Annotated in this window: 10 protein-coding genes; 6 read left to right on the forward strand and 4 right to left on the reverse strand. The window is 69.9% G+C overall.

Annotated features, from left to right (window positions below; all coding sequences use genetic code 11):
• Window positions 1-8: 8 nt before the first annotated feature.
• On the forward strand, window positions 9-2198 hold the full coding sequence (locus tag NHN26_RS03120) for a primosomal protein N' (protein WP_253088068.1): 2190 nt from the start codon (window positions 9-11) through the stop codon (window positions 2196-2198).
• 102 nt (window positions 2199-2300) lie between these two features.
• Window positions 2301-4136 carry an SLC13 family permease gene (locus tag NHN26_RS03125; RefSeq protein WP_253088069.1) on the forward strand — a complete coding sequence of 612 codons (1836 nt, stop codon included), beginning with the start codon at window positions 2301-2303 and terminating at the stop codon, window positions 4134-4136.
• Between the two features lie 3 nt (window positions 4137-4139).
• On the opposite strand, the gene NHN26_RS03130 is transcribed toward NHN26_RS03125, so the two are convergent.
• A complete protein-coding gene (locus tag NHN26_RS03130) occupies window positions 4140-5459 on the reverse strand; it encodes an aspartate aminotransferase family protein (protein WP_253088070.1) in 1320 nt (439 codons plus the stop codon).
• 123 nt (window positions 5460-5582) lie between these two features.
• Between NHN26_RS03130 and NHN26_RS03135 the strand changes: the two genes are divergently transcribed.
• The 4 genes from NHN26_RS03135 to NHN26_RS03150 all read left to right on the forward strand — a co-directional run bounded on the left by NHN26_RS03135 (window position 5583) and on the right by NHN26_RS03150 (window position 10638).
• Window positions 5583-6455, forward strand: a complete 873-nt coding sequence (locus NHN26_RS03135; protein WP_253088071.1) for a MurR/RpiR family transcriptional regulator — start codon at window positions 5583-5585, stop codon at window positions 6453-6455.
• A 46-nt stretch (window positions 6456-6501) separates the two neighbouring features.
• Complete coding sequence (locus NHN26_RS03140) at window positions 6502-7470, forward strand: TAXI family TRAP transporter solute-binding subunit (protein WP_253088072.1); 969 nt, start codon at window positions 6502-6504, stop codon at window positions 7468-7470.
• 121 nt (window positions 7471-7591) lie between these two features.
• Window positions 7592-10201: a TRAP transporter permease gene (locus NHN26_RS03145; RefSeq protein ID WP_253088073.1), complete on the forward strand. Its 2610-nt coding sequence runs from the start codon at window positions 7592-7594 to the stop codon at window positions 10199-10201.
• Window positions 10198-10638 carry a universal stress protein gene (locus tag NHN26_RS03150; RefSeq protein ID WP_253088074.1) on the forward strand — a complete coding sequence of 147 codons (441 nt, stop codon included), beginning with the start codon at window positions 10198-10200 and terminating at the stop codon, window positions 10636-10638. The genes NHN26_RS03145 and NHN26_RS03150 overlap by 4 nt, the downstream gene beginning before the upstream one ends.
• Window positions 10639-10646: 8 nt before the next feature.
• Here the strand turns inward: NHN26_RS03150 and dacB are convergent, their stop codons facing one another.
• The 3 genes from dacB to NHN26_RS03165 form a co-directional block, all read right to left on the reverse strand.
• Window positions 10647-12140, reverse strand: coding sequence for a D-alanyl-D-alanine carboxypeptidase/D-alanyl-D-alanine endopeptidase (gene dacB, locus NHN26_RS03155; RefSeq protein WP_253088075.1), 1494 nt, complete (start codon window positions 12138-12140; stop codon window positions 10647-10649).
• Between the two features lie 55 nt (window positions 12141-12195).
• On the reverse strand, window positions 12196-12804 hold the full coding sequence (locus NHN26_RS03160; RefSeq protein WP_253088076.1) for a nicotinate-nucleotide adenylyltransferase: 609 nt from the start codon (window positions 12802-12804) through the stop codon (window positions 12196-12198).
• Between the two features lie 98 nt (window positions 12805-12902).
• Window positions 12903-13145, reverse strand: a complete 243-nt coding sequence (locus NHN26_RS03165; RefSeq protein WP_132693964.1) for an accessory factor UbiK family protein — start codon at window positions 13143-13145, stop codon at window positions 12903-12905.
• Between the last annotated feature and the right edge of the window lie 53 nt (window positions 13146-13198).

Here is a 13198-nt window from a genome sequence, read left to right on the forward strand (position 1 = left end):
GCCCGCGCATGGCTGATCGGTTCGCCGAAGGGGCGCGGGTGGGCGTGCTGACGGCCGAGCGGCTGGACCGGGTGCTGGATTACCTGGCGCCCGAGGGCGGCTGCGGGACGGGCGATTTCGTCGAGGTGCCGCTGGGCCCGCGCCGGGTGCTGGGCGTGGTCTGGGGGGCGGGCGAGGGCGGCTTTGACGCCGCAAGGCTGCGCAGCGTCGCCCGGGTGCTGGATGCCGCGCCGATGCGGGACGAATTGCGCGCCTTCCTGGAGCGGGCGGCGGATTACACGCTGACGCCGCTATCGGCGATGCTGCGGCTGGCGACGCGGGCGCCGGGGCTGGGGGACGCGCCCTCGATGCAGAAGATCTATCGCCGGGGCGCGGGTCTGCCGGGGCGGATGACCGAGCCGCGGGCGCGGGTGATCGAGCTGCTGGAGGGCTATGGCGGGCTGGCCTTCACGCTGGGGGAACTGGCGGGCGAGGCGGGCGTGTCGCCGACGGTCGTCAAGGGGCTGGTGGCCAGCGGTGCGGTGCTGGAGGAGGACACGCCGCGCGACCGGCCCTATCCGCGTCTCGATCCGGCCCGGCCGGGGCTGGCGCTGGAAGGGGATCAGGCGGCGGCGGCGGCGCGGCTTTGTGCGGGCGTGGCGGGCGGGGGCTATGGCACGACGCTGCTGAAGGGGGTGACCGGGTCGGGCAAGACCGAGGTCTATCTGGAGGCGGTCGCGGAATGCCTGAGGAAAGGACGGCAAGCCCTTGTCCTGCTGCCGGAAATCGCGCTGACCGCCGAGTTCCTCGCGCGGGTCGAGCGCCGCTTCGGCGCGCGGCCGGCGGAGTGGCATTCGGGGGTCACCATGGTCGAACGCCGGCGGTTGTGGCGGATGGTCGGGCGGGGCGAGGCGCAGTTGGTGGTGGGGGCGCGCTCGGCGCTGTTCCTGCCGTTCCGCGATCTGGGGCTGATCGTGGTCGATGAGGAACATGACAGCTCCTACAAGCAGGAGGAGGGCGCGCTTTACAATGCTCGCGACATGGCCGTTCTGCGCGCCACGCTGGCCTCGGCGCAGGTGGTGCTGGCCTCGGCCACGCCGTCGCTGGAAAGCTGGGCCAATGCCGAGGCGGGGAAATATGCCCGCCTCGATCTGAGCGCGCGGTTCGGTCCGGCGGAACTGCCCGAGATGGCGACGATCGACATGCGGGCCGAGGATGTGCCCGCGGGGCGCTGGATCTCGCCCAGGCTTCAACGGGCGGTGGCGGCGCGGCTGGCGGCGGGGCGGCAGTCGCTGTTGTTCCTGAACCGCCGGGGCTATGCGCCGGTCACCGTCTGCCGGGCTTGCGGGCACATGATCGGCTGCGATCACTGCGATGCGCGGATGGTGGAGCATCGCTTTCTGAAACGCCTCGTCTGCCACCAATGCGGCGAGACGAAACCGATCCCCGAGACTTGCCCCTCCTGCGGTGCGGCGGACAAGCTGGCCCCGGTCGGCCCCGGCGTCGAGCGGCTGGCCGAGGAAACCGCGGCGCTGTTCCCCGGGGCGCGGGTGGCGGTGCTGTCCTCGGACCTGTTCACCACCGCGCGGGCGTTGAAAGCGCAGATCGAGGCCATCGCGGGCGGCGAGGCCGACATCATCATCGGCACGCAACTTGTTGCGAAGGGGCATAATTTCCCGCTTTTGACCCTGGTGGGCGTGATCGACGCGGATCTGGGGCTGCAAGGGTCCGACCTGCGCGCGGCGGAGCGAACCTTCCAGTTGATGCGGCAGGTGGCGGGGCGCGCGGGGCGGGGGGCCGAGCAGGGCGTGGCGCTGTTGCAGACCTTTCAGCCCGAGCATCCGGTGATCCGCGCGATCCTGACCGGCGACGAGGAAGGGTTCTGGCGGGCCGAGGCGGCCGAGCGGCGCGCGGCGGGGATGCCGCCCTATGGGCGGCTGGCGGGGATCATCCTTTCGGCGCCCGAGGCGCGGGCGGCCTTCGATCTGGGCACCCATCTGGCGCGCAACGACGCGGCGCTGCGCCGGATCGGCGCGCAGCTTTACGGCCCCGCGCCCGCACCGATCGCGCGGATCCGCGGCCGCCATCGGGTGCGGCTGCTGGTCAAGGCGGCCAAGGGCGCGCCCCTTCAGGCGGCGATCCGCGACTGGCTGGCCCCCGTGAAGCTGCCCGCGCAGGTGCGGCTGGCGGTCGATATCGACCCGCAGAGCTTTTTCTGAGGCCGCGCCCCGGGCGTGCGGTTGATGCGGGCGGGTGCAAGGCGCTAGACAGCGCCTGAGCCTGCCCGGCCAGCGGCGCGGGACGGGCAGGCGGGGGCGGCGATGACGGGCGAACTGGTGATGATCCTGGGGCTGCTGGGGGTGGCCCTGGTGCTGTTCGCGCTGGGAAGGCCGCGGATGGATGCGGTCGCGCTGATGCTGGTGGCGGTGCTGCCCTTTACCGGCGTCGTGTCGGTGCCCGAGGCGCTGTCGGGCTTTTCCGATCCTTCCGTGATCCTGATCGCCGCGCTGTTCGTGATCGGCGATGCGCTGGTGCGCACGGGGGTCGCGCAATGGATCGGCGACCGGATGGTGCGGGCCGCGGGCGGGCGCGAGACGCGGCTGATCGCCTTCCTGATGCTGGCCGCGGCCGGGCTGAGCGCGGTGATGAGTTCCACCGGCGTCGTCGCGATCTTCGTGCCCATCGTGCTGCGCATCGCGCGCGCGGCGCGGGTGGCGGTGGGGCGGCTGATGATGCCGCTGTCGATGGCGGCGCTGATCAGCGGGATGCTGACGCTGGTCGCCACGCCGCCCAACATGGTCGTCAACGCCGCGCTGGTGCGCGAGGGGCATGAGGGGTTCGGGTTCTTCGCCTTTACCCCGTTCGGATTGCCGATCCTGGTTCTGGCGATCCTTTACATGCTGGCGGTGCGGGGCTGGCTGACAAGGGGGGAGGATGCGCCGCCGCCGCGCCGTCTGCGGATGCGGGATCTGGCGGCGAGCTATGCCCCGGACGGGCGGCTGGCGCGGTTGCAGGTCGGCGCGGGATCGGCGCTGGCGGGGCAGAGCCTGGATGCGCTGGACCTGCCCGCGCGGGCCGGGATCACGGTGGTCGCGATCGAGCGGCGCGGGCGGCTGGGCGCCGAACTGGTCGAGCCGGTGGCGGCAACCCGGCTGCAAACGCAGGACATCCTGTGGCTGGGCGTGGTCGGCGAAGGGTTCGACGCGGCGGCGTTTGCCGCGGGCAACGGGCTGACCCTGCTGCCGCTGAGGGGGCGGGACCTGGCGCGGCCGGGGCGGGAATACGGGCTGGTCGAGGCGATGGTGCCGCCCGGGTCGGCCTTTGCCGGTCGTTCGCCTGCCGCGGCACGGATGCGCGACGTTCTGGGGCTTTCGGTGATCGCGGTCCGGCGCGGGCAGGCGGTGCTGCCCGGTCCCGCCTCGGACAATGCGCTGCGCGAGGGGGACACGCTGCTGCTGGCCGGGCCGTGGCGGGTGATCCGTCCGCTGGCGGGGCAGCGGCGCGATCTGGTGCTGCTGGACCTGCCCGAGGAGGCCGAGGAATTCGTGCCCGAGCGGCGCCGCGCGCCGATTGCGGTGGCCGTTCTGCTGGGCGTGGTGGCGGCGATGGCGACGGGGGTGGTGCCGAATGCGCAGGCCGCGTTGCTGGGCTGTCTGGCGCTGGGGCTGTTCGGGGTGATGGACACGCGGTCGGGCTATCGGGCGATAAGCTGGCAGACGCTGGTGCTGATTGCCGGGATGATGCCCTTTGCGCTGGCCCTGCAGCGCACGGGGGGCGTCGATCTGGCGGCCAATGCGGCGCTTGAGCTGATCGGGCCGGGCGAGCCGCGGCTGTTGCTGGCGGCGCTGTTCATCGCGACGACGACATTGAGCCTGTTCATCTCGAACACGGCGACGGCGGTGTTGATGGCGCCCGTCGCGCTGGCGATTGCGCAGGGGCTGGGCGCCTCGCCCTATCCGTTCGCGATGTGCGTGGCGCTGGCGGCCTCGACCGCGTTCATGACGCCGGTCTCCTCGCCGGTGAACCTGCTGGTGCTGGCGCCGGGGGGGTATCGGTTCATGGATTTCGTGCGGATCGGCACGCCGTTCACCGTGGTCACGCTGGTCGTGTCGGTGACGCTGTTGCCGATCCTGCTGCCGTTGGGGATTGCGCCCTGAGGCTTACAGGCTTTGCGCCAGCGCGCTGTCCAGCTTGGTCACGATCTCGTCGATATGGGTGTCTTCCAGGATGAAGGGCGGCGCCAGGAGCACATGGTCGCCCTGCCGCCCGTCGATCGTGCCGCCCATCGGGTAGCAGATCAGGCCGGCCTCGAAGGCGGCGGCCTTGAGGCGGGCATGCAGCTTGCGGGCGGGGTCGAAGGGCTGTTTCGTCTCGCGATCCGCGACGAGTTCGAGCCCGAGGAACAGGCCCCGGCCGCGGATGTCGCCGATATGGGGGTGCTGGCCGAAGGCGTCCTGCAGCGCGGTGCGCAGGCGGGTGCCCATGGTCCGGGCGCGGGCAACCAGACCGTCATCGGTCAGCCGTCCCAGCACCGCCAGCGCGGCGGCGGCGGCGACCGGGTGGCCCATATAGGTGTGGCCGTGCTGGAAGAAGCCGGAGCCTTCGGCGATGGCGTCGTGGATCGCGGCGGTGCACAGCATCGCGCCGACCGGCTGATAGCCCGCGCCCAGCCCCTTGGCGATGGTCAGGATGTCGGGGGCGATGCCGTCCTGGGTGCAGGCGAAGAGCGTGCCGGTGCGGCCCATGCCGCACATCACCTCGTCCAGGATCAACAACACGCCGTAAGTATCGCAAATCTCGCGAATTCGGCGGAAATAGCCGTCGACGGCGGGCACCGCGCCCAGCGTGGCGCCGACGACGGGTTCGGCGACGAAGGCCAGCACGGTTTCGGGGCCGAGGCGGAGGATCTCGGCCTCCAGCTCGTTGGCGACGCGCTGGCCGTAGTCGAATGCGCCTTCGCCTTCGGCCTGGCCGCGATAGGCGTAGCAGGGCGCGATATGGGTGGTCTCGATCATCAGGGGCGCAAAGGGTTCGCGCCGCCACATGTTGCCGCCGGTGGCCAGCGCGCCCAGCGTGTTGCCGTGATAGCTTTGCCGTCTTGCGATGACCCGGTGGCGGGCGGGCTGGCCGGTTTCCAGCGCGTATTGGCGGGCGAGTTTCAGCGCGGCCTCGACCGCCTCGGACCCGCCGGAGACGAGATAGACCCGATCGAGCCCCTCGGGCGCGTGCGCGATCAGCGTGTCGGCCAGCCGCTCGGCGGGGTCGGAGGTGAAGAAGCCGGTATGGGCAAAGGCCACGCGGTCGAGTTGCGCCCTGATCGCCGCGGTCACCGCCGCATCGGAATGGCCAAGGCAGGACACCGCCGCCCCGCCGGATCCGTCGAGATAGCGTTTGCCAGTCTTATCAACGAGATAGACGCCGTCGCCGTGGTCGATGACGGGCAGGCGGGCGCGGGAGTTGCGGGGGAAGATGTGGGACATGGGAGCTTTCGGACGCGAGTCGCGGGGAATGGTTCAACGTAAAAGTGAAACAGACGTTTCAGGAATTGACAACGCGCAAAACGGTTGAAACGCTATGTTTCAGCGAATCTGACAGGGGTGCGGATGCCGGAGGGGCCATCCATCGAGGACAAGATCGCCGCGGAATACGGCACGTTGAGCGCCAAGCTGCGCGCGGCTGCCGATTACGTCGCGGCCAATCCGGTGGATGTGGCGACGCGCTCGCTGCGCGCGATCTCGGCCTCGTCGGGGCTGGCGCCGGCGACATTCTCGCGGCTGGCACGCGCGCTGGGCTTTGCCAGCTACGAGGAAATGCGCGAACTGTCCCGCAACGCGGTCGGGCGGCGCTATGTCAGTTTTTCCGAGCGGGTGCGCCGCTTGCAGGCCGAGGCGGAGGCGGGCGAACGGCCGCCCTTCCTGATGCGGCAGGCCAGTGCCTGTGCGTCGAATATCGAGGCGATGACCCGGCTGATCGACCCCGAACGGCTGGAGGCGACGGTCGAGCGGCTGCATGGCGCGCGCCAAGTGGTGCTGTTCGGCGCGCTTGGCTCGACCGGGATCGTCGAATACATGGCCTATATGGGCAATTACCTTGCCGCGAACTGGCGGCTGGCGGGGCGGATGGGGGCGTCGCTGGGCAGCGCGATGGCCGACCTGACGGCGGCGGATGCGCTGGTCGTGCTGACCAAGCCGCCCTATGCGCGGCGGTCGATCCTGGCCGCCGGGATGGGGCGCGAGCGCGGGGCCTATCTGGTGGTGATCACCGATACCCATGCCTGCCCGGCGCTGAAATGGGCCGATCAGGGCTTCATCCTGCCCTCGGAAAGCCCGCATTTCTTTTCGTCCTATGCCGCAAGCCTGGTGCTGGCCGAGACCATCATCGGGATGATGGCGGCCCGGGCAGGGCCGGAGGCCAAGGCCCGGATCGAAGAGGTGGAAGCGCGCAGTCACAACCTGGACGAACTCTGGAGCGCGTGAGCGAAGACCAAGAAGCAAACCAAATCCATCGAAGGGAGTATCCTTGATGCTTGCGAAACTGAAACTGACCGCGGCTGCCGCCGCCCTGGGCGCGATGGCCGCCCCCGTGGCCGCCGAGGAATTCATCACCATCGGCACCGGCGGCGTGACCGGCGTCTATTACCCCGCGGGCGGCGCGATCTGCCGTCTGGTCAACAAGGACCGGCGCGAGCACGGCATCCGCTGTTCGGTCGAATCCACGGGCGGGTCGGTCTACAACCTCAAGACCCTGCGCGCGGGCGAGCTGGAATTCGGCGTGGTGCAGTCGGACTGGCAGTTCCATGCCTACAATGGCAGTTCCGAGAATTTCGAGGCTGACGGCCCGTTCGAGGGGCTGCGCGCGGTCTTTGCGCTGCATCCCGAACCGTTCACCGTGGTCGCCCGCGCCGATGCCGGGATCGCGAATTTCGAGGATCTCAAGGGCAAGCGGGTGAATGTCGGCAATCCCGGCTCCGGCCAGCGCGGCACGATGGAAGTGGTGATGGAGGCGCTGGGCTGGACCAGTGCCGATTTCGCCCTGGCCGCCGAGCTGCGCCCCGCGGAACAGAGCCAGGCGCTGTGCGACAACCAGATCGACGCGATGGTCTACACGGTCGGCCACCCCTCGGGCTCGATCCAGGAGGCGACGACGGCCTGCGATTCGGTGCTGGTCAATGTCGCGGGCGGGGCGATCGAGACGCTGATCGCGGAGCGGCCCTATTACCGGCATGCCACGATCCCGGGCGGGATGTATCGCGGCACCGACGCGGATGTGGAGACTTTCGGGGTGGGCGCGACCTTCGTTTCCTCGGCCGATGTGTCCGAGGAGGCGGTCTATGTGCTGGTCAAGGCGGTGTTCGAGAATTTCGACGAGTTCAAGGGCCTGCACCCGGCCTTTGCCGATCTGAAGCCCGAGGAGATGATCGCCGACGGCCTGAGCGCACCGCTGCATGACGGGGCGGCGCGCTATTACCGCGAAAAGGGCTGGATCGAGTAAACGGTTCTGCCATGATCGACGGGCCGGGGCGCGGATGTGCCCCGGCCCCCAAGGCGCGGCAACAGCGCCGGTGAACGACATGCCGCGGCCCGCCCGCGGCCCAGCCGGGAGACGGAATGCCATGGCGAGAACCGGTGGCGGCGGCCGCGCGCTCAGCGAAGAGGAACTGCAACAGCTTGTCGCGGCCTCGGATTCGGGGGCGCGAAACCCGGCGGGCGTGGTGGGGCTGTTCCTGGCGGCGGTGGCGCTGTGCTGGTCGCTGTTCCAGGTGGTGCTGGCCTCGCCGATGGCGAATGTCCTGCTGCCCAGCGACATCATCAACAATTCGCGCCAGATCCACCTGGCCTTCGCGATCTTCCTGGCGTTCTGCGCCTATCCCGCGCTGAAATCGAGCCCGCGGCGCAGCATTCCCGTCCAGGACTGGATCCTTGCGGGCGCGGGGGCGTTCATCGCGCTTTACGGAGTGTTCTTCTACGACAAGATCGTGCGCTCGGGCGGGTTGGCGGACAATACCGACAAATGGGTCGCGCTGGCGGGCCTCGTGCTGCTGTTCGAGGCGGCGCGCCGGGCGCTGGGCCCCGCGATGGCGGCGATCGCGACGATCTTCCTGCTCTACGTCTTCTTCGGCTCGGGCAGTTGGGTGCCCGACGTGATCCAGTGGAAGGGGGCGAGCCTGCAGAAGGCGATGAGCCATATGTGGATCACCGCCGAGGGGGTGTTCGGCATCGCGCTGGGGGTGTCGACGCGCTTTGTCTTCCTGTTCGTGCTGTTCGGGGCCCTTCTGGACAAGGCGGGGGCGGGCAATTACTTCATCAAGATGGCGTTTGGCGCGCTGGGGCATCTGCGCGGCGGCCCGGCCAAGGCGGCGGTGGTGGGCTCGGCGGCGACGGGGCTGATCTCGGGCTCGTCGATCGCCAATGTGGTGACCACCGGCACCTTCACGATCCCCTTGATGAAGCGGGTGGGCTTCACCCCCGAGCGCGCGGGCGCGGTCGAGGTGGCCAGTTCGGTCAATGGCCAGATCATGCCCCCCGTGATGGGGGCGGCGGCCTTCCTGATGGTGGAATATGTGGGGATCTCTTACGTCGAGGTCATCACCCATGCGTTCCTGCCCGCGATGATCTCCTATATCGCGCTGGTCTATATCGTCCATCTGGAGGCGGTGAAGCGGAACATGCCCGCGCTGGGCGACCGGGTGGTGTCGCTGGGGCGCACGGTGGGCGGGATGTTCGCCTTCTTCGCGGGCTTCGCGGCGCTGTGCTACCTGGTGCAATATCCCGTGGGCTGGGTCGTGGCGCTGGTGCCCGAGGGCGCGGGCTTGGTGCTGGCGGGGCTGGTATTCGTCGCCTATGTCGGACTGCTGGCGCTGGCCGCGACCGTGCCCGACCTGGAGCCCGACGATCCCAATTCCGGCGATCTGCGGCTGCCGGTGGTGTCCGAGATCTACAAGAGCGGGCTGTATTTCCTGCTGCCGATCGTCGTGCTGGTCTATTTCCTGATGATCGAGCAGAAATCGCCCGGCCTGTCGGCCTTCTGGGCGACGATGCTGCTGTTCGCGATCCTGGTCACGCAGCGCCCGCTGAAGGCGCTGTTCCGCGGCGGGCGCGAGATGGCGCCGGCCTTTGCGCAGGGCTTTCGCGACCTGATCGGCGGGCTGATCGCGGGGGCGCGCAACATGATCGGCATCGCGCTGGCCACCGCCACGGCGGGGGTCATCGTGGGCACCGTCACGCTGACCGGGATCGGGCAGGTGATGGCCGACCTGGTCGAGTTCGTCTCGGGCGGGAACCTGATCCTGATGCTGGTCTTCGTGGCGATCCTGTCGCTGATCCTGGGGATGGGGCTGCCGACCACGGCCAATTACATCGTCGTCTCCTCGCTGATGGCGGGGGTGGTGGTGCAGCTTGGCGCGCAATCGGGGCTGATCGTGCCGCTGATCGCGGTGCATCTGTTCGTGTTCTATTTCGGGATCATGGCCGATGTGACCCCGCCCGTGGGGCTGGCCAGCTTTGCCGCCGCCGCGGTGTCGGGGGGGGATGCGATCCGCACCGGGTTCACCGCCTTCTTCTATTCGCTGCGCACGGTGGCGCTGCCCTTCGTCTTCATCTTCAACACGGATCTGTTGCTGATCGACGTGACATGGACACAGGGGATACTGGTGTTCATCGTGGCGACCGTGGCGATCCTGATCTTCACGGCCGGGACGATGGGCTGGTTCATCACTCGCAACCGTCTGTATGAAAGCGCGGCGCTGATCCTGATCGCCTTTGCCCTGTTCCGGCCGGATTTCTTCATGAACAAGCTGCAACCGCCCTTTGCCGACCTGCCGCCTGCGCAGCTGGAACAGGTGCTGGGCGAGGCCGCGCCGGGCGACGAGATCCGGTTGCGCGTGCTGGGGCCGGATTTCAACACCTTCGCCCCGCGCGAGACCAGCCTTGTCGTGACGGTCGGCGACGCGGCGGGGGGGGCTGCGCGGCTGGCGGCGACGGGGCTGATGCCCGAGGAGCGTGACGGGCTTGTGGTTCTTGACGAGCCGATGTTCGGCACGCCCTATGCCGAGGCGCTGCGCGCCTTCGACTTCTACGGCGACGAGCCGGTGGAGATCACAGCGCTGCGCGTCCCGCAGGAGCAAGCGCCCAAGGAAATGATGTTCCTGCCCGCCTTGCTGCTGCTTGGCCTCGTGGCCTGGGCGCAGCTGGGCCGGGCCCGCCGCGAGGAGGTTTCCGCATGACTGCCTCTGTCCTGTGTGCGATCGATATCAGCCAGCCCGAAATCGATCTGTGCGTGCTGCGCGTGGCCGAGCGGCTGGCCCGGCTGGACGATGCCCGGCTGGATGTCATCACCGTCGTTCCCGATTTCGGGATGAGCGTGGTGGGCCAGTATTTCGACAAGGAGTTCCACGACCGCGCGGTGGCCAAGGCGCGCAAGCTGCTGGACGAGTTCGTGATCGGGGCGATCGGGGCCGAGGCCAACAAGGCCGTCCGCCATATCGTCGCGACCGGCAAGGCCTATGAGGAGATCCTGCATGCCGCGCGCGAGGCGGGATCGGACCTGATCGTGATCGGCGCCCACAAGCCCGACCTGCGCGACTATCTGCTGGGTCCGAATGCGGCCCGCGTCGTGCGGCATTCCGATTGCTCGGTCTATGTGGTGCGCCAGCCCTGTTGAGCTGCGGCTCAGGCGTAGAGCGTGGCCCAGCGGTCCAGCATGTCGGTCTGAAGCCGTCTTGCGCGGGAAAGCCAGCCGCGCCCGCCCTCGGGGTTTTCGAGTTCCTGTGGGGACAGCCGCGCACGCCGGTCGGTATCGGCGGTGAAGATCGCGAAGGCCAGTTCCCGCCCGCCGGGGCTGGTGACATAGCCTGCCAGCGAGGACACGAAGTTCAGCGTGCCGGTCTTGGCCTGGATCGAGACGGGTGCGTCCTTGCGCGGGCGGCCCTGGGCGTCGCGCAGGTCGACCGGTTTCATCAGCGCCCGGAGCTGCGCCTCGGGCGCCACCGCGCTCAGCACGCGTACCATCTCGGCCGCGGACAGGCGCGAGGCATCGCCCAGGCCCGAATGATCGACGAAGCGCGGGCCGGTCGCGCCGGTGCGCGCCGCGAGCCATGCTGCCATCGCCTGTCCCGACGCGGCCAGCGTGGCGGGCTGTCCGCCGCGGGCCAGCGTCGAGGCCAGGCCCAGCGCCTCGGCGGTGACATTGGTGGAGTGGGTCATCATGCCCCGCAGGATGTCCGACAGCGGCGCGCTGAGATGTTCGGCCAGCAGGCTGGCCCCGGCCGGGGGGGCGCCCGGTTCGGGGCGGGGCAGCGCGATGCCTGCGCCGCGGGCCAGCGTGTGGAACACCTCGGCGCAGTAGAGCGCGGGCTGGCGCACCGGCAGCCAGCGCGCGCCGCCATTGCCCAGCGCGCCGCGCGCCACCGACCATTCGTCCACGCCGCCCTTGGAGGAATAGGTGTAGACGGGGGCCGCGCGGTCCACGATCTGCATGCGCGCGACGCCGACCGCGGGGGCGTAGCGGCGCGCGCGGGCGTCGAGCTTGACGCCATAGCCGCCGCCCTGGCGGGTCCATTCGAAATGGACGCGGTTGAAGTTGAGGTTCAGCCCCGAGATCGCCGGGTTGTAGCCGACATGGGGCGGCTGGGCCGGGTCGATCGCGGGGAATTGCGGCAGCGCGCCCTCGTGATAGAGGAAGCGGCCCGCGACCTCGGTCAGCCCGCGCGCGCGCAGGTCCTGGACCAGATCGCCCAGCATGTCGGTGTCGAGCACCGGATCGCCGCTGCCCGAAAGGATCAGGTCGCCCGCGAGCCGCCCGTTCGCAAGCGGGCCGGTGGCGAAGATGCGGGTGGCGAAGCGGTGCGACGGTCCCAGCGTGTCGAGCGCGTAGATCGCGGTCACCGCCTTGGCGACCGAGGCGGGGGGCAGCGCGAGATCGGGGCTGATCGCCTCGAGCAGCTCGCCCGTCGCGGTGTCGGCCAGCGCGATGCCCACCTGCGCCTCGCCCAGACCGGCGCGGGCGACGATCTGCTCGGCCTCGGCGGCGCGGCGCGCGGCTTCGGGCCGGGCCAGCGGGCGCGGGCTGCGCTCGAGCGGGGTGGCAAGCGCGGGGCCGGCTGCGCCGGCCATCAGCCCGGCCAGCACCCAGCGCCGCGACAGGGGCGTGCGGGCGAATGTCATGGCGGGGAGTGAACCAAATCCGCCGCATCCCGGCAAGTCCGCAGATCGGGGGAGGTCAGGGGCTGCGCTGCCACTGGCCGCGGGCGCGGATCTGCGAGGACGAGATGTCGATCTTGGGCAGGCTGAGATAGCACCAGGCAGGCGGGTGGCGCGTGGCGAGGCTGTGGGCCAGTTCCGCGGGCAGGCGGTGGCGGGCATAGATCAGCGCGGCCCTCGACTGGCGGTGCGCCAGCCCCTGGCCGGGCCGGGCCAGAACGCCGACCGGCACGCTGTCGAGGATGGAGCGCCAGTTTTCCCAGCGGTGAAAGCCGAGCAGGTTGTCCGCCCCCATCAGCCAGACGAAGCGCGTGCCGGGATAGAGCGCCATGAGGCGGGCCAGCGTCTGGGCGGTGTAGCGGGTGCCGATCCGGGCCTCGATATCGGTGATCGTCACGCGCGGGTGGTCCATCACCCGGCGCGCGGCGGCGATGCGGCGGTCCATCGGTGCGGGGCCTTCGGGTTTCAGCGGGTTGCCGGGGCTGACAAGCCACCAGACCGCGTCCAGCCCGAAGCGTTTCAGCGCCTGCCGGGTGATATGGGCATGACCCTCATGGGCGGGGTCGAACGACCCGCCCAGAAGCCCGATGCGCTGGCCGGGGATGGCATGGGGCAGGCCCGCCCTCATCGCCGGTCACCGACGCGCGGCCAAGGGGCAGGCGCGGCCTGCGGCCGGTCCCGGGAGATGGGCATGGGCAAGGCGGTGTCCTGCGCGCGGCGGGGCCGTCAGCGGCCCGCTTCCAGCGCCTCGATCCGGGCCTTCAGCGCCTCGTTCTCCTCGCGGGCCTTCTGGGCCATGGCGCGGACGGCGTCGAATTCCTCGCGCGTGACGAAATCGCGATCCGCGAGCCAGCGGTCGATCATGCTGCGGAACGCGGTTTCTGCCTCGTCCTTGGCGCCCTGGGCCACGCCCATGGCGTTGGTCATCAGCTTCGACATGTCGTCGAGAAACTTGTTGCTGGTCTGCATCTGCGCCCCCTGGCGTTTACGTTTGCCCCCTATATGACCCGGGGGCGGGGCAA

The sequence above is a fragment of the Rhodovulum tesquicola genome, from assembly GCF_024128855.1.
GTDB lineage: Bacteria > Pseudomonadota > Alphaproteobacteria > Rhodobacterales > Rhodobacteraceae > Rhodovulum > Rhodovulum tesquicola.